21 protein-coding genes are annotated in these 20,293 nt (G+C 52.4%); 1 reads left to right on the top strand and 20 read right to left on the bottom strand.

The genetic code is table 11. The annotated features are described in order from the left end of the window. Position 1 precedes the first annotated feature (1 nt). The 5 genes from FBR45_RS19945 to FBR45_RS19925 all read right to left on the bottom strand — a co-directional run bounded on the left by FBR45_RS19945 (position 2) and on the right by FBR45_RS19925 (position 7,374). On the bottom strand, positions 2 to 1,663 hold the full coding sequence (locus tag FBR45_RS19945; protein ID WP_138505588.1) for a hypothetical protein: 1,662 nt from the start codon (positions 1,661 to 1,663) through the stop codon (positions 2 to 4). An 11-nt stretch (positions 1,664 to 1,674) separates the two neighbouring features. Next, a complete protein-coding gene (locus FBR45_RS19940) occupies positions 1,675 to 2,241 on the bottom strand; it encodes a hypothetical protein (protein ID WP_138505586.1) in 567 nt (188 codons plus the stop codon). Positions 2,242 to 2,452: 211 nt separating this feature from the next. Continuing rightward, positions 2,453 to 2,926 carry a hypothetical protein gene (locus FBR45_RS19935; protein ID WP_138505584.1) on the bottom strand — a complete coding sequence of 158 codons (474 nt, stop codon included), beginning with the start codon at positions 2,924 to 2,926 and terminating at the stop codon, positions 2,453 to 2,455. A gap of 114 nt (positions 2,927 to 3,040) precedes the next feature. Beyond that, complete coding sequence (locus tag FBR45_RS19930) at positions 3,041 to 6,811, bottom strand: hypothetical protein (RefSeq protein WP_138505582.1); 3,771 nt, start codon at positions 6,809 to 6,811, stop codon at positions 3,041 to 3,043. Continuing rightward, positions 6,811 to 7,374 (bottom strand): hypothetical protein, encoded by a 564-nt coding sequence (locus FBR45_RS19925; RefSeq protein ID WP_138505580.1) that lies wholly within the window; start codon positions 7,372 to 7,374, stop codon positions 6,811 to 6,813. Before FBR45_RS19925 ends, FBR45_RS19930 begins: the two co-directional genes overlap by 1 nt. A 196-nt stretch (positions 7,375 to 7,570) precedes the next feature. Between FBR45_RS19925 and FBR45_RS19920 the strand changes: the two genes are divergently transcribed. Then, positions 7,571 to 9,460: an NACHT domain-containing protein gene (locus FBR45_RS19920; RefSeq protein WP_138505578.1), complete on the top strand. Its 1,890-nt coding sequence runs from the start codon at positions 7,571 to 7,573 to the stop codon at positions 9,458 to 9,460. A gap of 45 nt (positions 9,461 to 9,505) precedes the next feature. Here FBR45_RS19920 and FBR45_RS19915 read toward each other — a convergent pair whose 3' ends face one another. The 15 genes from FBR45_RS19915 to FBR45_RS19850 form a co-directional block, all read right to left on the bottom strand. Then, entirely contained in the window at positions 9,506 to 10,909 is a 1,404-nt protein-coding gene (locus FBR45_RS19915; protein ID WP_138505576.1) for a hypothetical protein, read from the bottom strand. Further along, positions 10,909 to 12,969: a DUF5977 domain-containing protein gene (locus tag FBR45_RS19910; protein WP_138505574.1), complete on the bottom strand. Its 2,061-nt coding sequence runs from the start codon at positions 12,967 to 12,969 to the stop codon at positions 10,909 to 10,911. The genes FBR45_RS19915 and FBR45_RS19910 overlap by 1 nt, the downstream gene beginning before the upstream one ends. Before the next feature lie 63 nt (positions 12,970 to 13,032). Beyond that, positions 13,033 to 13,257, bottom strand: a complete 225-nt coding sequence (locus FBR45_RS19905; RefSeq protein WP_138505572.1) for a hypothetical protein — start codon at positions 13,255 to 13,257, stop codon at positions 13,033 to 13,035. A gap of 240 nt (positions 13,258 to 13,497) precedes the next feature. Continuing rightward, the gene (locus FBR45_RS19895) at positions 13,498 to 13,968 is read right to left on the bottom strand and encodes a hypothetical protein (protein WP_138505568.1); all 471 of its coding nucleotides are present in this window, start codon (positions 13,966 to 13,968) and stop codon (positions 13,498 to 13,500) included. After that, entirely contained in the window at positions 13,965 to 14,825 is an 861-nt protein-coding gene (locus FBR45_RS19890; RefSeq protein ID WP_138505566.1) for a hypothetical protein, read from the bottom strand. The genes FBR45_RS19895 and FBR45_RS19890 overlap by 4 nt, the downstream gene beginning before the upstream one ends. Then, positions 14,825 to 14,995: a hypothetical protein gene (locus tag FBR45_RS26435; RefSeq protein ID WP_171044925.1), complete on the bottom strand. Its 171-nt coding sequence runs from the start codon at positions 14,993 to 14,995 to the stop codon at positions 14,825 to 14,827. Before FBR45_RS26435 ends, FBR45_RS19890 begins: the two co-directional genes overlap by 1 nt. A 30-nt stretch (positions 14,996 to 15,025) precedes the next feature. Next, the gene (locus tag FBR45_RS26785) at positions 15,026 to 15,151 is read right to left on the bottom strand and encodes a hypothetical protein (protein ID WP_262709537.1); all 126 of its coding nucleotides are present in this window, start codon (positions 15,149 to 15,151) and stop codon (positions 15,026 to 15,028) included. Between the two features lie 8 nt (positions 15,152 to 15,159). Further along, positions 15,160 to 15,738: a hypothetical protein gene (locus FBR45_RS19885; protein WP_138505556.1), complete on the bottom strand. Its 579-nt coding sequence runs from the start codon at positions 15,736 to 15,738 to the stop codon at positions 15,160 to 15,162. An 11-nt stretch (positions 15,739 to 15,749) separates the two neighbouring features. After that, positions 15,750 to 16,517 (bottom strand): hypothetical protein, encoded by a 768-nt coding sequence (locus FBR45_RS19880; protein ID WP_138505554.1) that lies wholly within the window; start codon positions 16,515 to 16,517, stop codon positions 15,750 to 15,752. Between the two features lie 11 nt (positions 16,518 to 16,528). Beyond that, the gene (locus tag FBR45_RS19875) at positions 16,529 to 17,497 is read right to left on the bottom strand and encodes a DUF6712 family protein (RefSeq protein WP_138505552.1); all 969 of its coding nucleotides are present in this window, start codon (positions 17,495 to 17,497) and stop codon (positions 16,529 to 16,531) included. Beyond that, positions 17,497 to 18,771, bottom strand: coding sequence for a hypothetical protein (locus FBR45_RS19870; RefSeq protein WP_138505550.1), 1,275 nt, complete (start codon positions 18,769 to 18,771; stop codon positions 17,497 to 17,499). Before FBR45_RS19870 ends, FBR45_RS19875 begins: the two co-directional genes overlap by 1 nt. A 9-nt stretch (positions 18,772 to 18,780) precedes the next feature. Further along, positions 18,781 to 19,080 carry a hypothetical protein gene (locus FBR45_RS19865; RefSeq protein WP_138505548.1) on the bottom strand — a complete coding sequence of 100 codons (300 nt, stop codon included), beginning with the start codon at positions 19,078 to 19,080 and terminating at the stop codon, positions 18,781 to 18,783. Beyond that, positions 19,070 to 19,273, bottom strand: a complete 204-nt coding sequence (locus FBR45_RS19860; RefSeq protein ID WP_138505546.1) for a hypothetical protein — start codon at positions 19,271 to 19,273, stop codon at positions 19,070 to 19,072. The genes FBR45_RS19865 and FBR45_RS19860 overlap by 11 nt, the downstream gene beginning before the upstream one ends. A 76-nt stretch (positions 19,274 to 19,349) precedes the next feature. Next, entirely contained in the window at positions 19,350 to 19,763 is a 414-nt protein-coding gene (locus FBR45_RS19855; RefSeq protein WP_138505544.1) for a hypothetical protein, read from the bottom strand. Further along, complete coding sequence (locus FBR45_RS19850; RefSeq protein WP_138505542.1) at positions 19,666 to 20,040, bottom strand: hypothetical protein; 375 nt, start codon at positions 20,038 to 20,040, stop codon at positions 19,666 to 19,668. Before FBR45_RS19850 ends, FBR45_RS19855 begins: the two co-directional genes overlap by 98 nt. Positions 20,041 to 20,293: the final 253 nt, after the last annotated feature.

The following is a 20,293-nucleotide window of genomic DNA, read 5'->3' as shown; positions in this document are numbered from 1 at the left end:
GTTAAGAGAATAAAACAGATTTGATAGTGCCGCCCACGTTGACCCACATACGCACCTCTCCGGTTGAGCTGTTGCGCTGCACTCGCCAATAGCCATCGGCTAAATCAGCCGGAGCCGGATTAACGTTGGAGGTGGCATATTTGCCCGAAATGGAGCCGTTTACCCGCATTTGGCCATCTCCGGAAATTCTCAGGTATTCGGGAAAGGATCCACCGCCCCAGCCATAAATAACAAACGCGTCAGCTCCGGCAGGAATCCCGTAACGCCAAATGGCAATACCTCCCTGATGGATCTGCATAATGGCCCCGGTGCCGTTTGAGGTGGCCGTATTGGTGAACTGAGCAATTATGCCACTGCTTGGGTTACTCGACCCAACATCCAGGGTGTAAGCGGGCGCGGCCATGCCTATACCAACTCGTCCGCTTCCGGTTATACGCATAAGTTCGGCGCTGGTGGTCGGAGAGGTTCCGGCGTAAAAAACGTGGGCACCGTCTACACTAGAAATCTGATACCTATACCCTACATTAGTAACCCCCATGCCGTAGTACTGATGGTCATTGCCGTTCAGGTCGTAAAGGATCACTTTCCGGTTTAATAAGGTGCTTGGAAATTTTACGGATTCCGTAAAGTAACCAGAGCCAACAACGTGGAGCCGTTCGCCTGGTGTGAGGGTGCCTAGACCTAAATTGCCATCCTGCGTTAACCAGGCCAGCAGTTTTTTTGCGGCTGCTCCAGTCTGCTGCCAGAATGAAAAGCCCCCTCCGGCCAGGTTGCTGTTTACCAGTCCCAAATCAGAACTTCCCGAAATCCAGTTAGCTGCCAGCGTCAACTGTGAGGAACCCGGTTCATTCAACGTTTCAGCCGGATACGCACTATCCGAGTTGCCTACATTGAACTTGGTAAACCGGCTCCGAATAATGGTTAAGGGTTTGTAAGCGGTTGTGTTTAGGGAACTAAATACAAGAGTGCCGGTAGGGTTGGCCGAATAAACAAAGTTTCCGTACAAGGTGGCTTGTTGGTGTCGGTTGATCGTAACCACAAACGACCGAAAGTTATTATCAGAGACCACGTAAAAAATGGTACGGCCATCGGGTTGTTGATACGCTACAATGCCTACACCATCCTGTTCTCCCTGTACCGTGTATTCGTATCGAAATGTCCCCCGGTTGGCCGCGTACATTTCCAGATGGAGGTGCTTGCCTGAACTGTTATCCCAGGGTTTAGCGGTTAAGGATATGTCGATAAAATCAAACGTACCTTGTGCCGATGCTGGCAGTTCAGTAAACGCGTAATAGCGTGTGCCTGGCAGCGTACTCTCACCCACCGACGTAATGGCCGCAAACGGGCCAGGAATGCCGTTAACGGCCTCAAATCGGGCGCTTGGAGCCTGGATAAACGCCCCGCTCCCGTCGTCGGTCATTCGGCCCGCAATCACTTTACCCCGGTGGTAAATCGTATCGGTTGATACGCCTGTCGGTTGGTTGTCTCCTACTCGGAGCCAGGCATTAGTGGCCCCGTTGATGGCGGTTTTTGTCCAGTCTATAAGAGTCTTTAGGGTAAAGCGTAGAATGGCCGGTTTGATGCTGCGCGGCTGGCCTGGTGGGGAGTCGGCCAGGTTGGTATCAATAAGTGCCTTTAAATAACTGTCGTCTGGTGCTGACATTGGTTGGCGTTTTAAGCGTTAAAAGAGAAATCAAAACTTAGGTCAAAATCAACGTGCGCGAACAAAACAGCCGCGTCGAACGTCTCCAGGAGCCAGGCCGGATGGGTGGCTTTTCCTTTGAGTGAAATAGCGATGGAGTTACCTGCCGCAATGGCTCGGTTTAGCTGGAGCCGGAGCCCGTTGCCTGGCTCACCCGCCACATAGGCCTGGCCGTTTCGGTCGAGAAACAGCGCCACCCAGCGCCTGCCCTGGTTGCGCTGGAGCCAGTCCAGTAGAGCAGGCTGATTTTTGGGGAGGGTGGCCGTGAGCTCCGGCGCGTAAACGATGCCAGCGGCATCCTGTGCGGAGCCCTCCGTAAAGGAGCAGCCCCCTGGTGGAAACAGGAGCTCCGTGGTTTGCGCTCCGTTGGCCACGGCCAGGCCGTACCTGGAGACCGTAAACGGCGTGGCCGTGGCTGGCCCCGCTCCTGGTGGAACGATGGCCAGCACGGCCTCTACCGGCAGGAGTCGTAACCTGGCCACATGGCCCACGTTCGCCCCTTGTTCATAGTTGGATAAAAGCTGATTTGTTACAATCATTTTTGATCCAAAAGTAAAGCGCGGCCAGGCTCCTGGAAAGGACGAAAAAGCACCCGATTTTACGGGTAGTAGACCAACAAAAACGGCCCCCATTCAACATGGAGGCCGTTTTGTGGTAGAAACAGCCCGGCCCAAACTGCACACATCCGGCCCAAACTGCTCATATCCGGCCCAAACTGCACCAGTCCGGCCTTTTTAATGCAAAATATTTTTACGCTACCTGGTAAAGCTCCCGGTTCGATTTGTCCATTCGCTCCAGGTAATCCCGGTAAATTTTCCGCACCGTATCGAAATCTATGTCCACATCCGGCTCGATGCTGTAACGCTTTAAAAAGTTGCGGATAAACTTGGAGTAGTCACCCCCGCAGAGTTCATGCAGCGCCCGCACCTCGCAAATTAGGCTCCGTCTGAATTGCTCATCTAAAGAGCGTACCAGGCTGGCCAGTTTCTCCGGTGGTACTTCGTGGGTTCGTTCGCGGCTGCTGTACCAAATTATCAGTTTGGTGCCTGCCAGATCCAGGCGCGGTAACGGGTAAGGAATAGGCCGGGAAACGCTGGCAATATAGGAGCCGATAAAGCTACGGCCTCCAACCTGTAACGTGCCATCGACCACCTGGCCAAATTCGGCATTCAATAAGTACTTTTTGAGGTAACGGGGAACGGAAAGAACAACTTTTTTACGCATGGATTGAGTAGTGGTTTTTTCATAGGTTAGGCAGCTATTGGAATCCCTTAAAGATACGGTTTAGCCGCCTAACCTACAACAGTTGAACGAATGAGCGTATTTATTTACTTAGGCCTATTTACCAGCAAAGGATGAAATGGCCCCTATCAGCGCGTCTAACCGGCCCGCCTGGTTCGTGCTCCATACAGCGCCCTGTACACCGTCCACGGCCCCCCGTACCTCCCTGGTGGCACCCTCTACCGCATTGATGGATCCTTTAAGCCCGCCCACCTCTACGGCCATGCCATCCAGCCCGCCCTTTGTGGTTTGGGCCAGGTTATCCAGGCCGGTTTTAGTCGATTCGGCCAGGCTCTCCAGGCCGGTGGAAACGTCCGTATTCAAGGCCTCCAGCGCTTTCTCCATTTGGCTGGCCAGGTTATCCAGGCCGGTGTTTACGTCGGTATTGAGCAGCGCTAAAGCCTCCTCGATCTGGAGCGCCAAATTCTTATTGGAGAGCTGTATATTTTCGTCCATCGTTTCGATGGCCAGGCCGATGTTTTCCAGGAGCTCCAACTGCGTTTGCGCCATCTTCGCGGCTTCTGCTGCCTGCGCGTCGGCCTGGCCGTTGTAGGTGGCCGCGTCGGCTGTCCCGTTGGCGTCTCCGGCGTCTCCGGAGGTGGCACCGTCGTACACCGTGGCCATTGCCGCCTGTGCTTCGGCTTCGGCTCGTTTCGCGGCTGCTTCGGCCTCCCTGGCCTGCGCTTCGGCCTCGCGTTTGGCTTTCTTGGAGCCAAACAAATACATTTCCTTTTTCCAGTACGGACTGGTAAACAAACCGCCCTCCCGAAAGGCTGGCCCTCTGTCCTGGAGTACCGGCGTGGAGCGTCGGCCAGGTGTGCGGGCATTCCGGAACATCCGGCTAATGAGTGGCCAGTTTGCCGCCGTTTGCTCCCGGCTTATAATGGCCTCATCCCCCTCCATTTCGCCCACCTCGCGCTGGCTCTGTCGATCCACCAGCGCAATACCACCCCGGCCATATTCCGAGCCGTGCCGCCCGCCCCTGGCCACAAAACCACCGTGCTCGAATACCGGCGCGGGCTGGCTCTTGATCTTAGCGATTTGAACGGCTGTCAATCCGGCGATTATACCGGCAAATACCAGGTTTACCGGAAAGATACCGGAGGCCAGCGCTTTGAGTGCGGCCTGTGCTCCGGAAATGAGCGCCGTGGCCACTTGCGCCCGTTTGTCGGCCTCCCATTTCTGTTTGGCCAGCGCTTTCTCTTTGTCGGCTCCGTCTTTGCGTATATCGTCGGCCTCACTCTCGAACTGCTCCCGAATCTCAGCTTTACTGGTGGCCAGCTTTTCCTCTATTTCTGCGATTTTTTCGGCAGAGTCACCAGCGGCCAGCTTTTCCGCTTCGGCCTGCTTCTCAGCGGCCTCTATGGCCTCCTCCATCCGTTTTTGGGAGTCGGCTACTTTGGTCTCCGTCTCCTTTTTGCTGGCCGCTATTTCCTTATCCAGCCGCTCCTGCGTGAGTTTGTTTAGGAAAGCTACGCCCTGCTTGGCCAGGTCAGCCACCTGGTCGTAACTCTCCATATTTTTCTGCATTCGCTTCTGCCAGGCCTCCTGTTCACCAGATACGATTTTGCCGGTTTGTTGGGCAAAGGCCATCAAATCGCCATCCAGCAAGGCCTTAAACGAGTTGGAGAACGCGGTTCTCCGCTCCTGGCGCTGCTGCTTCTCCTGGAGCTCGATCTGCTTTAGCTTTTCGGAGTGGCTGGCTTCGGCCACCTGCTCCTCCGCTCGGAATCGGTTGTTGATGGCCGTTACCTGTTGGGCCAGTTGATCCTTAATTTGGCGCGTCTGTTCGGTCTTGTCTTTAACGTCTCCGAGCTCCGCTATACGGCGCTCCGCGTCCCGGCTGGCTTTGGCCAGTTCGGCCTGCTCCTCCTCATCCAGCTTATCCTTTTTGTACTTCGCTTGCAGGTTGGCCCGATCCCGTTCGATCTCAATTAATTTGCGGGCGTTGCCAGCGGCCTGGAGCTCCTTAAGATCCAGCAAAGCCAGGTTAGCCTGGCGCTCCTGCTCCCGGATCTGGTTGTTTGCCTGGAGCCGTTCCTGCGCGGCTTTGGCTTCTGCTGCCAGCTCCTTTTGCCGGTGCTCCGTGTGGAGCCGCTGAATATCGGCCACCAGTTTCTCATCCAGGAGTTTGATTTGCTGGTTTTTTAGCTCCTCATCGGCCACGGTGTTTAGGATGGCTTCGGCCTCCTTATCCCGTTTTTGCATGAGTTTTACGGTGTGCTGCTGGAGCTCACCCTTTACGCTGGCCAGGTAAATCTCGGCCTCCGTGTCGGCTATTTTCTTAAGCGCGGCCTCGTTCGCTTTGGCCCGTTCGGCCAGCGCTTTCTCCTGCTCCTGCTGCTCTTTCTTGCGGGCTTTTTCGGCCTCTTTCTCCTGTGCCTCCAGCGCCTTTTTTTGCTCACTGGTGAGCGCGTCGCCGTGGGCCTTGCCCTGCGTCTGGCCCGCAAACTGCGCTTTGGCCGTGTTGCCAGGATCCGACCAAATAGCCACCACGGCAGCGGCTCCGGTTTTGACGTTGGTTTTTACCTGCTCTACCGCTGCCAGGCCTGCCGCTTTGGTCTGATCCCAGGCCGCTCCGGCAGCCTCGAAATTGCCGCTCAAAAACTCTTTAATGGCCAGGCCGGTGTTTTTGAAAACCGAACCGGAGCTAATGGCAAAATCAGCCAGGGTTTTCACCGTCGTAACTACCGCCGTTATGACCGTGGCCAGTACGCCCGTAAAGCCGCCAAAAATCCCGATCCCGTTGCTGATCGTGTCCAGGATCATCAAAAAGACGGGCCGGAGCTGGTTGCCGATTTGCACCTTTAGACTATCGAAACTGTCTCCCATGTTGGAGGCTTTTCCGTCTAGGGTTTCCATCATTTTGGCATTCTGGCCAGCCACCCCCTCCATTTCACCAAAGGCCGTAATGGCCCCGTTAATGGCCTCCGGCGTGTTCTTGACGGTTTGGTTTAATCCCTTAAAGGAAAGCGTTACATTATCGCCCTCTTTGCTGGCCTTAATCCCGAACTCCTTAAGCCGCTCGAACTCCCCGGTTTGCGCGTCCAGTGCGGCCTCCACCAACTGGTCGAACTGTTTGCCCTGGCTGGCCGCTAAATCCGTCATGGCCACCATTTCCTTTTGGCTCGGTCGGAGCCCCCGGTTTATCATCTTTACGTACCCATCCGTCAGCTCATCGACTGAAAACGCGGTCTTAGCTCCCAGGTCTTTGAGCGCGGCCATTGCCTGCTGGGCCTCTTTCTGAGAGCCTAGCGCGGTATCCAGCACCTTGCCGTATTTCTCGAATTTGCTGGTTGTCTCAAAGATGCTTTTACCGATGTCGATAATAAAGCCAATCACCTGGAGCGCCATAAAGGCCTGGAACGCTTTGGCCATCACGCCTACGCCCCCGCCTATCTTTTGCCAGAGGGCTGGCTGGGCCAGATCTTCCCCGCCCTTTTTGATCTTGTCCACCTCCTCCTTTACCCCTTTGAATTGCTTTTCAGCTTCACCGAGTCGCTTGGTGGCCGCTATAAATTCCTCCGTGCCTGGCTTCATGCCCCGGAGGTCTTTATTAAGTTGCTTGATTACACTTTCGAGCTGGCCATAGTTAAGGGTAGTTAAGTCTACCTCCTTTTTGAGCTGGCTGGTGGCCGTTTGAACCTCCTTTAGTTCGCTCTTGTACTTCTGCCAGTTTTCGCTCCCTTTGCCGCCCTCTTTCTCAATCTCATTGATTGTTTTTTTAAGCGCTTTGGCCTTATCGTTTAGCTCGTCTATGCTCTTGCTAACGTCGCCATTATTGAGCTTTAGGGATAAGGTGGCTGTTTCGTTTAGATTCAGTGCCATTAGTCGGAGAATGCCACTTTAAAGGCCCGGCTGGCCGTTAAGTTGCAGGCCGTGGCCAGATCTCGAAACAGGTAGGGTAATACGTCATTTAGGAGCGGATCCGAGTAAATACCCCGGTAGCCGCGTACCACGTTGGGCCTCCTGGCCAGGCTCATTTTTAGGCTCCAGGCAATCCGCTCTACGGTCTGGGATTCGGTGCGCGGAAATACGCCCCGTGGGTAGCCACCTACGTAGGCGAAATGGGAAACGCCCACTTTCTCCACAAAGGCCTCCATTGCCAGGAGTGGTGGCGTCCGGCTGTAGTTCATCCGGCGCAAATCCTTAATCCGGCCATAACCGGCCATCTGTAGCCTGACCTCCACGTACCCCTCCCCCTCCGTGGCTGCTGTCGTGCGAAACGATGCCAGGAGCTCCCCGGTGAGCGTGAGGCCAGCGGCCTGGATCTTACTTTTAAATGCGTTTTCGGCCTGGCCGATGTAGGCCGTTAGGATCCTGGCCGCGTCGCGGTTACTGGTGAGCCATTCGGCCCTGGCATCCCCTCGAATGCCGGTTGCTGATTCCATAGTATCTGCTGTTTAGGCCAGCAAATACAGTGAAAAGGAATGTTGACAGAAGGACCAATACAGCCTTTAAAACACAATAACATTGGGCCATACCGATAATTACTTAAATTTAGGTGACCTATCCCACTCCATACAGTACATTGGATTTTCGTGCAGGCCACACAAACAAAAAAAATTTATCTTACCTGTAATATTTATGGACGCGAAAGTAGAAGTAACAAACTTGATCACACCCATTTTAAACAGCTTTGAGACAATAAATAATGAGATAAAATATTTACTTGACCTGGGACTCAGAGAATATTTAGAATCTCAAACATCAAAATACTATTACACAAATACATTTCTTTCTAGAAACGAAAAAGTTAAATTCTATGACATATACTATCCAATCAAATGCAAATATAGACTCTTAACAACCGATTTCATTAACACAAATGAAATATTTGAAGAATACAAATACATCACCTTACTTGGCAGTGCTGGGAGCGGAAAAACAACTTTAATTAAATATATATACTTAAGCTCAATTTTAAATAAAAGCAAAATTCCGGTATTAATCGAACTAAGGCACCTAAACGATTACAATGACAATTTAGAAAAGTTGATCCTTGAAAAAGTGGTAAAAACAAATCTACAACCATCAAATAACCATTTTTCCAGAGCCCTAAAAAGTGGGAAATTCCTATTTCTTTTTGATGGATATGACGAAATAACATCATCAAAAAAACAATCAATAAATAAGCAAATCGAATTTTTTATTGATTCTTTTTCTGAAAACTGGTATGTAATTTCTACAAGACCTGGAGGAGGAATTGAAAACTTTCCAAGATTTCATGATTTTCATCTTCAAGGACTAGACAATGACGATATAATTAAATTCACCACAAAGATTGTGAATGATTCGGAGAGAAGAGGTCGAATCCTTAAGACAATATCTGATCCAAGTAATAAAGATATAACCTCTTTCTTGAGAAATCCACTTCTACTATCAATGTTTATTTTAGCTTACGAAAGTCATCCTGAGATACCTAGAAGAAAAAGCGCATTCTACAAAAATGTATTCGACACATTGTATTCAAAGCATGACGCAATTACAAAATTCAGTTTTCCTAGAGAGAAAAAATCAAAACTGGAAAGAGAAGATTTTGAGAAGATATTAAATTGTTTTTCTTTTATATCTCAAACAGAAGGTATATATTCTTTTACAGATGAATATTTGAGAAGCAAACTAACTCAAATTAAGCAATTTACCGGCTTGTCATACAATAATGACGACTTAATTTATGATCTCAGAACACAAATTTCAATATTAGTCTTAGATGGATTCCAGTATTCATACCCTCACAGATCTTTACAAGAATTTTTTACTGCACAATTCATAAAAGATCTCCCTTCTAATCAAAAATCAAACGCCTACAGTAGAATTTGCAATTTTATATCAAACAAAAGTTTTGACAATAGTGGTAACTTATTTAGTCTTATGTCAGAACTAGATAGAATTGACTTTGTCAAAGAAGTACTACTAAAGCGCTTAATGATGTACAAAGAATTATTTGAGACAAAAAACGACGCAGAGTTAACTTACGCCTATATAGAAATCGCCAAATTAACAATACTCACCCTATATTTAGCAGTAGACGAAGTTAATGATTTGGGAGATGATGATATATTCATCAATAGTGCAGATATGTTAATCGATAATCTTGAAGATATCCGCAAAAGTTCTACCCTTTTTCACAAAATCGGGACAGAAGAAAACTTTAAATTAAAATTTCAGCTTCATATTACAGATGGGCTATTTAAAGAAATAGTCAATTTTCTCAGTTTAGATCGTGCAAAAAAAATTGAGCTAGATTTTTTGCTCAAAAATGAACTAAATCATTATATTAAAAATTCAAGCATAACTAGAGAAGAAATTATATATTTTCCTTTAAGAAATATACACAAATTTGATAAAATATTTGAAGTTTTTCTACCAATCAATTCTTTAATAGAATTAAAAGATGAGATAAATCTAATTATTAAAAACCTAGAATTAGAAATTCAAACTAAAAACATAAGTTATGATGATATTTTTCAGTAATTAACCATACAATCTAACTATATGGTTAATTACTGAAAAATATCATCATGATTTCACCAATAAGACATTTGAAACTTTCTTGATAGGTAGCATTAAATCAACTCTTGCAACGAAATAGTCAAGGCCGTTGATGTGCACCTTTTTGGAAAAATCTAGGGTAGCCAGATCGACCTCGTTTAAATCCAGTTGGCGCTCTACGTAAAACCGGCGCGTCCGGTGCTGCTCCGTCATGGGCCAGAACCGAGCGGCCAGGCCATCCGCTCCCGGCCAGTACAGGGAATAGCCATTTAGCCTGGCCGTGGCCATCGGGAGCCCGCTCTGGAGCCCGTTCCAGAATAAAAGCCGTGGGCTCCACCCGCTGGCCAGTTGCCCAAACTGCTCCGTGCGGCCTGCCTGTTGGGTGGTGGCCAGGCCTGTGGCCGGATCGGTGAGCAGGGTAGAGAACCGGCTGGTTAGTTTGCCGATGCCAGTTTCGCTCTCCAGCTCCGGCGTCAGGTAGTCGGCCAGGCTCTCCGGTTTGTCTTTGGTCAATCCGTCGGCACTGTCGGCCACACTACCGAGCTGGAGCCGCCTGGCCGTTTCGGGTCGTTTCTTGTACTCCTTAAGCGCTTTTTCACTCCAGTCGATACTTGCCGCTCGCCGGTGGAACGAGTCCGTAAAATCGAGCCGTATGGCTCGCTCTATGGCATTCACCCGCATGGCCAGGTTAAAGGTTTTGCGGAGCTCCAGCAGCAGCTCCGGAATGGTCAGCTCCGGCAGGTGCTGCCGGAGCTCCACCTGGCTCCGGCCATCGAGCGCCCTGGTGTTGTAGAGCAGGAGCTGCCGGAGCTCCGGATGGCTGAAAAATTCCCCAATGAACGCCACCCCCGTAAGCTCTCCGATCCGCAGCAGGAGCTCGGCTACAAACACCATCGGCACCAGCGGCCCCGCCGTGTAGGCTCCCCCCTGGTAGTTGTTCATCCGGCCCCCGTAGGAAATGGCCGCTCCGTTGGCTCCGTAGTAGGTTGGATTGAGCACGGTAGGAAAGGCCACTACATCCCGCCCGAACTGTTGCAGCGTCGGCTGGAGCACTCCAGGTACGGCCAGAGCCCCAAAGTTCAATTCTGAGAGGTTTTTACGTTGTAGCTCACCGAATACCTCACCGAGCGGCTGAACGACCGTCAGCGCGAAATTTTGCGCGGCTTCGGTCAATACGGCCACTCCGGCCTGGAGTAGCTGGCCATTGTAGTACTTTTCGCAGCGGTACCGCATCCCTACGGCCTCATTCTGGAGCAGATCCGGAAACCCTAAAATTTGCCGGTTGCGTCGGGTGGCTGGCAGCGCGGGAATACTGGCTTTACTGGCCAGTATATCCTCATAAACCAGGTAGGGGTTTATCAGCTCCAGGCCGGTGCTCATACCTGGCGATAAGTCGGCCACCTGGCCATTGATTCGTATTTGCAGGCTCATTATAACGGCGTGGCTTTAAAGTACAGTTTATCGCCATAGGTTAGGGCGCGGCCCCCTGTTATGAGCTCCTGGCTTAAACTTAAATATTCGTAGTTGTCCCGGTTCATGGTCAACGTTCGATCAAACCGGAGTACTCCGTTCTGGTAGATCTTTACGTTTACCTGGCTACTGTACGGCCCGTAGGTGAAAAAACGCCAGTCCGATGCCCGAACGGGAAAGTTCAAACCGCTGCTGAACCGTGGGTAAACAAACGGTCTGTTTTGCCCTTGCAGATCCCAGGTGTTGCCTATTTTGAGCTCCTGGCTGTCAAGCTGCAACCATTCCACCTCGACTAGTTGCGGGTTGTTTACGCGGTAATGCCATTGGCCCGCTGGTACGGCCACCTGGTAGAGCTCCGGCGCAACGGTACAACTGCCGAACTCATCGGCGTAGGCCTGCGTATTGAGCGCCCTATAAGCCGCTTCGGCCTTGCTGTCGGCATCGGCCTGGCTCATTTCGGAGCCGTAGGTTCCGGCAGGTACGACCACCAGCGCGGCCTCTCCGAGCTGGCCATTCGGGCAGGTCGAACGGGTAAACGTGGTGGGCCTGGTGAGCGCCTGGTTCGGGTAGGGTGTCGAACCGGCCACGGTGCCAGGCAGCGGCAAACTTTCCACAAAATCCGGATCCCCTGGCTGGTTCGGCTTTTCGGTTATGGGCTTGTAAACGCTGGCGTCGTCCAGGTAATACTTTTGGAGTTTGAGCGGTCGGCCTTTGCCGGTTCGTTTGCCGTTGCCATCCAGTACCTGAACCACCCCCACCCCTCTCCAGCCGGTGGGCCTGGCTGGAGTAGCCGGAGCGGCTGGCATGGTCGAAAAGTTCACCTGTGGCGTTACGATCCGGAATGAAAAACTCCGGCTCACTAAATCGCTATCATCTTCCGAATCCACCAGACTGGTAGTTAAGAGCTCCAGCGCCTGGTGGCCTCTGGCATCCACCAGGTACAAATCTTTGGTCAGTAGCAACTCATCCAGGTAAGCCAGTTGCGCGGCCTGGTGCTGCTCAAAATAGCCGGTATTCACCTGGAGCGTTCGGGAGCCCTGTACATAAATTACCCGCAGTTCGTTGTAGTCGGCTGGCGCTCCCACTGGCCGCTCCAGTTCGGCCACGGTTCGCTGGGTGGTCAGCGTCTCGGATCCCTCACCGAGTAGCCGGAGCGTGTCCCACCCGCCCAGGCTGTTGGAAAACAAAAGCCATCGCTCCTGGCTCCTGAATTGCGGATCAATCTGGTAAGTGCGTACCTGGCTGATTCGGTAGTAATTGGTATCAGCCAGCCAAACCTCGTAGCTGGCCACGTTGCTGGCCAGACCCAGCGCCTTTGGCCCTACCGGCACACAAACCACCTGGTAGGCCTGGCCACCGGAGAGCTGGCCCGCGTCTTTGGTTTCCATCGTGCCATCCTGGTAGGTAATCCGCACCCTACGGATTAGGGTGGCCGGTGTCGGCTGGCAGTTGAGCAGGAAAAACAAATATTCCTCCTGGCCAGCGCTCACCAGTTTATTATCCGGTTGCCAGGTCAAAAATGGCCGGTTGGCCCTCATGTAGTCGGTAAAGAACGCCCCGCCCCAGGCCACAAAATCCCGCTCCTGGAGCCCGGCTTTCAGGAGCCATTTACTGGCCTGCTCCCTGGCCGATCCGGCCAGTACCTGGCCGTTGTTCTCCACCGTCTCCCGCACCATATACGGCATGGTGAGCGTGGACACAATGCACATACCAGCCGCTCCGGCGTCGGGCTTCTGGTGCTCCAGGAATCCATCCAGCAGCTCATCCAGTAAGAAAAAAGCCCCCTCGTAAACGACTGAGCCGCCCCCGCTGGTGGGTGGCTTCTCGGCCCCCGGCATCTTTACCAACCGCTCGAACTGACTGGAGCCCGCAAACTCCGGAACCAGCAGCTCCAGGTAATACCGTAACCCGCTCCGGTCGGCCAGGCTGGTATCTGCCGGATCAATGACGTACTCAATTTTGTTGCGGGAAAATTGCACCGGCAAAAAGGCCAGGCTGGTCTTTAGTGGATCAATCAGCATAAAAATGGCTCACCTTGTTTGTACAAAGGTGAGCCAGTGCGCTCCGGAGGGAAAGGACGAGACTTATTTGTTAGTTGCCATGATTTTAGCCTTGTCGAATAAAAACTCTATCATCTCTTTTTCGGACTGAAACTCTGCAATCCCTTTGGAAAGCGGCAATCCTTTATTACTCGCTTTTAGTTGCTCAAATATTTCCTCAACGGTCTGTACTACATCACTCACCAACCACGCATCAAGTCCTTGACCCGTACCCTGGCTTTTAAATTGCTCTTTTTCTTCTATGCTCATTGTGTAAGCAATTGAGTTTGATTAGCATGTTTCTCGTTAGAAGCCAAAAAGTTATGAAATTATTTGGATACGTTCGGAAATTTTGCGGCTTTACCTACAAAGCGCTGGTTAAGGCTCATTTGAATAAGCTGAAATTTTACACCAATGAGCCGCCACTGGCCAGAAACGACTGCCGCCCCCACCAGGAACAAAAACACCAACGGCGCGGCCAGGATCCAAACCAGCCAGAACCGCACTATTTTAAAGATCTGCATACACTTCAGCGTTTACCATTAAACCAATTCGTTGCCGTACTTCATAGCCAAAAGAGGCCTCGCCGTTAACCATCTGGATTGGCTCCATAAATACCTTTGCCATCGGGTCGATTAGGGTTTTATAGCCATCCTCCTGCTGTCGAATCAATACCGAGAGCGTACTGGCCAGCCGTTCGGCCTCATCGAAAGCGCTGTCCTCATCGGCCTCCTCTCCCATTTGGGCGCTGCAAAGTACGTAATACGTGGCATCGAACCAGGCCGTTACCAGGCCCGCCCCGTTTTCCTCCAGGCTGTATTTAGGCCGGAGTAAAAACGTGGCCGGATAAATATCTTCGCTTCGGGTGCTGCCTAGCAGCCTGTCCATTTTATCGCCACCGGAGCGCGTTACGGTTTTCATGCCTGGCACCGCGTCGGCCAGCGCTTTAAAGAACTGCCAAAACTGTTGGGTGCTGGTCATTGGTCGGCCTCCTGTTGGTTACGGTGTGCAATGTCGGCCAGCAGATCCTTTCTATGTTCCTCCAGGAATAAAAGTACGTCGTGCACGTTGGCCGCTTTGGTCTGGTCGATATTGCCAAAGATACCCTTACCGGCCAGCAGGTGGCTGTTTTTTACCCAGCCCTGGCCAGGGTACTCCTCCGGCTCTCCCTCCTCCTGGCCCCATAACTCATACCGCTCCAGGATCTGCTGCATATTGCCCAGAAAAAACAGCAGCACGGCCATTTTATAGCCTGGCTCCACATGAGCCAGGAGTTTGGCCCGCTCTTTGGCCTGGTGCTCATTGTAGGGCTCCCGGTGGTCTCCGTTCCAGTCCGGAGCCGCCTGGTAGTTGCCCGCCCGCCTTGGTCGGCAGAGCGTGGCCACCAACAAATCCAGATGCTTTTGGCCTTGTACCAGTTGCCGGATATACACCAGAAAATGAATATACGCGTCGGTCAGTTCGCCGTAACTCATGGTATAAAAACCGGCCTCCGGTAGTAGCAGCTCCAGGCCAAAATCCAGCTCCAGGCTGGTAAATGGCTGCTGCCGGATCGGCTCCGTATAGAGCCATCTGAGCTGGTGTTTCAGCGTGTGCAATACGATGGCATTGGCCCGCCTGGCCCGCTGTCCGACTTTTGGGCCAAAGTGCGTTTGCATCATCGTTTGCCAGCGTTTCCTCCGGATCCCTAAAACGATCCGGAGTAAGGTGTGGCTGGTTTCTTCCGTCTGTGGCGTAAAGTACACCAGTTGCACCAGCTCCGGCAGGTGGTTCGGGTCGAGCTCCTGCCAGGCCTCCGGCAACTGGTAGGCCTGGCCATCGAATTGGATTGTCTGCATTAGTTGCCCAGGTGCTTTTTAAGCCACCCTTTTAAGCTCAGATATTCGACTACGTAATCAAAGGTGTTCTTACCCCAAAGGAGCCGAACGGGTAGCCAGTAGAGTACGGCCACGGCGAACTCCAGCAGGCAAAGCAGCCACCGGAGCAGGGTGTAAAAAAAGTATCTCATGGGTTTTTGATTGGCATAAAAGAGGGTGAACTATTCGGCAAACAGGAGAGCCATTAACCGGCATCCAAACTCCCATCCGGCCACCGCTAAACCCAGGAGGGTAAGCAGCGCCCACATGGTAAAGGAGGCCATTTTTTGTTTGGGTAGTGCGTCCATTGTGGTGGTTACTGTGGTTTATAGGTGGTTAAAAAAGGCGTGAGCCAGTTGGCAATAAATTTAATTTCGCTCTTGCGTCTCCGGTTAATGTAGCAGCCGTATTTGGTGCCCCGGCCTCCGGAGGTGTTGAACCCGATTAGCGTTACATATTCCTCATCCGGATCCCAAACGTCATCCACTAACCCCTCTATGTGGCTGGTGTAAATGCTCACGGCATCCATTCGGCGCGGCATCACTCCCAGCCGTTGGTTTCCCCGCTGGTTGCGTCGATAGATGATTTTAGCCGGAACCGCAAAATAAGAGCTCACCGCCCCCAGCGCCCGCACCGGCAACCGTACCCCGTTGACCCGGTGGGCGTAGTAGAATCCACTCGCGCAGTAGGCGCTCCGGATCGGTAGACCGTTGTAGGCGTTTATCTTGGTAATCCACGGCGCGTCATTGTGGTTAGTGAGCTCCACCATACCGACGAATGCCGCAGCGGAATCCAGGATGGCCTGGCGTAAAATCGTCTCGTCCAGGCTGATCGGTTTGAGCGGATAAGCCACCGTTTTTACCGGCTTAAGGGTGGCCACCTGTCGGGTGGCCACCGGCTGCTTTGTTACGGTTTGACCCCGTGCGACAAGGCAGAATGCAAAATAAATAAGGCCACAAAAGCCAGCGTAATGACGCATCTCTGGTAGGGTGTTAGATCCTCGAAAAACTCGGTAAAAAAATCCTTGCGGCTCCGGATAAACGGGAGCAGGTAGAGCCCCACGAACGGCACCAGGATTAGGAGTTTAAACAGGCCCACCGGCAAATCCCAAAACTCCACGTACTTCTCAAAAAAGAATTTTTGATTGCTCGTCAGGTCGTAGGCGTTCATTTGCTGCTCTACCGGGAGCGATTTGTTTAGCTCCTGGATGTGCTGGCCAATACTCTCAAAGTTGGTGCTGGCCCACATGATAGCCGCCCCTAACAAAATCATTTGCACCAGCGCCCCCACCCGATGCCGGAGCAGGCTGGTTACTTTCTCCAGGGTGGTGGGCTCCAGCTCCGGCTCCGGTTCTTCGATGGCCAGGCCTAGCTCTCTGGCCAGTTGCACGGCCTGCCGGTCGGCATCGAGCGCCCACTGCACATAGGTTTTTTTGCTGGCTTCGTCGGTCTCTTTGGCCGCTGTGGCACGGAATCCGTTGGCGTCGTCCCGGAGCGCGTTGTAGGCGTCAAGTTTGCGCTCCCGTTCGGCCTGTTGGGCCTCGAACCGTTTACGCTCCAGCTCCTGCTCCTCCAGCTCTAGCTGGCGTTTACGCTCCTGGATCGCGTCGGCTACCTGGTCGAAATTGGTGGGCGTTTCCCCGCCCTGGTCGTGGTTGTTGTTTACTGATTGCATGGATTGACTAGTTAAAGAATTACTAAAGAGGAATGCGTAAAATCATCGGCCTCCGGCTGGCCATTGCGGGCCTGGTTGGCCTGGTAAAAGCCCGCCCACTGGTGGGCGCTGGCCGTGTCGTTTAGGTAGTCGGCCAGCTCTGAAAGGTAAAACTGGCCATCCTGGTAGAGCTGCCGTTTTTGGGTGCCCCTGCTGTCGGCGCTCGGTGCTACCTCCTCCATCGTGCCATCCTTACTACGGCGCTCGGTTATGCCGGTGGTGTCGAGCGTGAGCGGTAAGTAGGGGTAAGCCTCGAATAGAGCCAGGTGAGCCAGCGCGGGCCGGATCCGCTCCAGCAGCTCCTGCTCCGGTTCGGTTAGGTCGGCCTCCGGATCGCTCCAGCGCTGTTTTAGCTGTTTATACACCGCGTCGGTAAGTACCGGCTTTATATACACCGCTTCGGCGCGTCGGATGTAGGTTAGGAGCTGGTCAAATAACCGGCTCTTGCGGCCCAGCGTCGGGATATGTTCGGCCAGTTCCCCGGCGCTCCGGATCCATACACCCTGGCGCTTTTTGTAGGCTGCTGAACCTGTCCAGGCCGCTGGCCGGATCCGCTCCACGGCGCTCCAAAAGTTTTCTAATGCCAGGTCTAACATGGCCAGGTTAGCCTCCCGGCTGTCCACGTACTCCCACTTAGCCACGGCCACCGCGTTAGTGGTGTTTAGCTTCTGAATCCCTAAATCACCCACCCGTAACTTTAGGTGGGGAAAAGCCAGCTCATAGCAGCGCCAACTCATACAGGATTGGGCCAGGTCGATCAATTCGGCCTCGTCCTGGCCAATGCCGGGAGCGGTCAGGCTGGCCAGGTAATCCAGCAGCTCCTGGCCCACCTGCTCCCGAAACCAGCGCTCCGCAAATCGAACGAACGGCTCCACGGTCTGGAAATCAATTTTGGCGTTTATGCCTCCGAGCTGCTGTTTTAAAATCTCTTTGGTGAGCATTAGCTGGCGTGGTTAACTACGGCCTGTTTGCCGGTGGGGTTCTTGTCGAGCGTCGTTAGTTGCACCTCTTTAAAGGCTGGCACAACGTCTTTAAAATTCATAATCCGGAGCGCCATCCGGACTGGCTCCAGCAAAATCTGGCGTTGTACGGGCGTCCTGAAATGCTGTTGATAGTCGGCCACGGTTCTCACCTGGCTTCCACTGTCTCCGCTCTTGCTGCCTGGTGTTACGCCCCCTAAAACCGGCAGGATCCCGGCAGCGTTGGTAATAGAAATATTGGCCATTTCCCAAACCTTGTTATAGGCGTCGTCGGACATTTCATTTTTCAACGGCACCACATCAATACTCTCCAGCGCTTTGCCATCATCCCCCCGCAGATACCGCACCAGGAGCGATTTATTCACGTTGTCCACTCCGGAAAGCCATTGTTTCAGGTTCTCCCCGAATGCCGCCCACTTTTTACGGATTTCTTTGGGCTCCAGATCCTTGCCGCCCTCCTTATCGAAGTAGTCCTTTGGCATCTTGATTAGGTACTTGATATTGTACCCATTCTTAAGGCCGGATTTGTGAAAGAGCGGTATTAGGTTGGCCACCTCGATCCAGTCTTTACTGCACCACCAGGAGGGAAACGCGTAGTATGGATTGCCAGAAATGTGCTCCCGGCTATGGAACAGACTAACGATGTGCCGGAGCGGGTTTACCCGATCAAACGCGGGTAGCTTTTCGCTGCTGGTGGCCACGGCTCCCCACCCCTCCCCAAAGGCCGCGTTTTGCAGATAGTGGGTTATTTTACCCCCTACCGGCCTGCCTATTCGCGTGGTGAAGCCATCGGATACCGAGAGCAGTGGCACCCCCTCCGGCGTGAACTCGAACCGTGTCCAGTGGTTGGCATTCGTCACCCGCTCGTTAATGGCCGCAATCATGTAATTGGCCAGCTCGGTTTGGTACACCCAATCGGTTAGCCGTTCGTCCTGGTAGGGCTCCAGGTGGATGGTGTTCCCCTCCTGGATCTGTCGAAAAAAGCCTATGCCTGTGCCGTAAATCATATCCCGGCTGGCCTCCAGGAGTGGCCGTACCTGGTTGTTTTTCTCCACCATCCTGGCCATTTGTTGGGGCTGGTTATCTTCGGCCCCCCAGGGAATATGATCTAAACCATACTGCCGGGAGAGCAGCAGGCTAGTACCGAAAAATTGATCGCGTCCGTCGGTGAGCTGGAGCAGCGCCCCGTTTCTATCGCTCGGAATAACAAACGCGTTTTCAGAAATCCACTCCATTGTTTGGAATTAAAAGGTGTGTACGACCCGTAGGCCGTTGTAGTGCGTGATTAGATCAATAGCCAGCTCGAACGGCTGTTTATTGGCCTCCAGGTTTTCCAGGAGCAGCACGTGGTTTAGGTTGATGTTACCCCGATAGCCCCGCTCTCCTGGCAGGTTTTTGGCGCATTTGCGAACCCTGGCTTTATAGCCTACCGTACTGTCCTTTTTGACGTACTTAAGGCTAAAAACGTGGTTTCTGCCGCCCTCCAGGGTGTCCTGGTGGATCTCGGCAAACATGGCCCGCCTGCTGATCGTATTAGCTGCCATACTGGAGCCGTTTATTGGCTATTTCCTCCGGCTCCAGGATCCGGTAATATTGGCCGTTTACCATTGTCAGGTGGCAGATTTGGCCAGGTTTGGCCATATCCTGCTCCACGGTGGCCACGTACTCCGGATTGATAGAAACCTGCCGTGCCGGCCCGTCTGAATCGGTTGAAAACCGTACTAGTTTGAGCGCCATAATTGATGGTCGATTGATTGATTTTGTTCAGCGCTCAAAGTTGGCCGGTGGAGCACCTGCCGAAAAGGACGGTTTGTTACGGCAAAACGCCCTTTAGTTTGCCCGCTACGTAGAGCGCCACGGCCACCCGCATGGCCCAAATTTCCAGTTTGGCGGTTTTGGTTTTTAGCGTCTGCTCCTGGAGCGCCTGTTTACTGGTGGTTAGTTGGGTGGTGAGCTGGCCGTTCGTCTGCTGGCAGTTCTGGAGCTGGCCCGTGAGCCGCTGGTTTGCGGTCTCTTGCTCGGATAGTTGAGCCTTGTAGACTACCTCCCGTTTTATGGCCCAATCGAGCCGGATTAGATCCTGCTGGATGTTTTTGGCGTTGTGGATCAACTCCACGGCCACGGCCAGGCTATCGGTGGCCGGTTTTGCTTTTGTACCGGGCGTTGATTGCCCGCATAGTTTCCAGCTCGGTAACAGCAGCAGCAGAATCAAGAGCGTTCTTTTCACGGAAATAAAGTAGTTCATTTTGTAGGCGGTTGATTTGTTGGGTTTTTTCACTCACTACGGCGCTCCATTTTACCGAGTCGGCAAAGGCCTGGCCGGTGGCATTCTTTCGGAGCAGTTCGGCCCGCTCATCCTGGCAGGCCTGGAGCGTTTGCTGGCCCGTAAACCGGCTAATCAAATAGGTAATGCCGATGCCTAGCGCCACGGCCACCAGCTCCCAGACAAAGCGGGCTGAATTGCTCCGGATGAAATTCCAGACGGTAGTAAATAGCTGTTTCATGGGGCAAAGCTCACCCCTGGTCAGGCCAGCCGAAAGGACACAAAAAAGCCAGCCCTGGCGAGAGCTGGCTGGCGAACATCTACCCTTATAATTAACTATGACTTATCCTCCTATTAATTGAAGAATAATCATATAAAATGTATTAAAATTTAATTAATTGTAAACATTTACTCATAATAAATTCGTTAAATGCCAATTTAATTGCTAATTAAACCATTGAATAAACTTGCATAAACTTTTAAACGCTTAATTG

Source organism: Spirosoma lacussanchae (assembly GCF_005870035.1).
GTDB classification, from domain to species: Bacteria; Bacteroidota; Bacteroidia; order Cytophagales; family Spirosomataceae; genus Spirosoma; species Spirosoma lacussanchae.
Note: the sequence above shows the minus strand (reverse complement) of the source record. Positions and strands in the feature narration are given on the sequence as shown.

What these genes read in the sequence shown, in the direction of transcription:
- FBR45_RS19945 (WP_138505588.1), bottom strand. Translation starts at nt 1,663, where the DNA reads ATGTCAGCACCAGACGACAGTTATTTAAAGGCACTTATTGATACCAAC.
- FBR45_RS19940 (WP_138505586.1), bottom strand. Translation starts at nt 2,241, where the DNA reads ATGATTGTAACAAATCAGCTTTTATCCAACTATGAACAAGGGGCGAAC.
- FBR45_RS19935 (WP_138505584.1), bottom strand. Translation starts at nt 2,926, where the DNA reads ATGCGTAAAAAAGTTGTTCTTTCCGTTCCCCGTTACCTCAAAAAGTAC.
- FBR45_RS19930 (WP_138505582.1), bottom strand. Translation starts at nt 6,811, where the DNA reads ATGGCACTGAATCTAAACGAAACAGCCACCTTATCCCTAAAGCTCAAT.
- FBR45_RS19925 (WP_138505580.1), bottom strand. Translation starts at nt 7,374, where the DNA reads ATGGAATCAGCAACCGGCATTCGAGGGGATGCCAGGGCCGAATGGCTC.
- FBR45_RS19920 (WP_138505578.1), top strand. Translation starts at nt 7,571, where the DNA reads ATGGACGCGAAAGTAGAAGTAACAAACTTGATCACACCCATTTTAAAC.
- FBR45_RS19915 (WP_138505576.1), bottom strand. Translation starts at nt 10,909, where the DNA reads ATGAGCCTGCAAATACGAATCAATGGCCAGGTGGCCGACTTATCGCCA.
- FBR45_RS19910 (WP_138505574.1), bottom strand. Translation starts at nt 12,969, where the DNA reads ATGCTGATTGATCCACTAAAGACCAGCCTGGCCTTTTTGCCGGTGCAA.
- FBR45_RS19905 (WP_138505572.1), bottom strand. Translation starts at nt 13,257, where the DNA reads ATGAGCATAGAAGAAAAAGAGCAATTTAAAAGCCAGGGTACGGGTCAA.
- FBR45_RS19895 (WP_138505568.1), bottom strand. Translation starts at nt 13,968, where the DNA reads ATGACCAGCACCCAACAGTTTTGGCAGTTCTTTAAAGCGCTGGCCGAC.
- FBR45_RS19890 (WP_138505566.1), bottom strand. Translation starts at nt 14,825, where the DNA reads ATGCAGACAATCCAATTCGATGGCCAGGCCTACCAGTTGCCGGAGGCC.
- FBR45_RS26435 (WP_171044925.1), bottom strand. Translation starts at nt 14,995, where the DNA reads ATGAGATACTTTTTTTACACCCTGCTCCGGTGGCTGCTTTGCCTGCTG.
- FBR45_RS26785 (WP_262709537.1), bottom strand. Translation starts at nt 15,151, where the DNA reads ATGGACGCACTACCCAAACAAAAAATGGCCTCCTTTACCATGTGGGCG.
- FBR45_RS19880 (WP_138505554.1), bottom strand. Translation starts at nt 16,517, where the DNA reads ATGCAATCAGTAAACAACAACCACGACCAGGGCGGGGAAACGCCCACC.
- FBR45_RS19875 (WP_138505552.1), bottom strand. Translation starts at nt 17,497, where the DNA reads ATGCTCACCAAAGAGATTTTAAAACAGCAGCTCGGAGGCATAAACGCC.
- FBR45_RS19870 (WP_138505550.1), bottom strand. Translation starts at nt 18,771, where the DNA reads ATGGAGTGGATTTCTGAAAACGCGTTTGTTATTCCGAGCGATAGAAAC.
- FBR45_RS19865 (WP_138505548.1), bottom strand. Translation starts at nt 19,080, where the DNA reads ATGGCAGCTAATACGATCAGCAGGCGGGCCATGTTTGCCGAGATCCAC.
- FBR45_RS19860 (WP_138505546.1), bottom strand. Translation starts at nt 19,273, where the DNA reads ATGGCGCTCAAACTAGTACGGTTTTCAACCGATTCAGACGGGCCGGCA.
- FBR45_RS19850 (WP_138505542.1), bottom strand. Translation starts at nt 20,040, where the DNA reads ATGAAACAGCTATTTACTACCGTCTGGAATTTCATCCGGAGCAATTCA.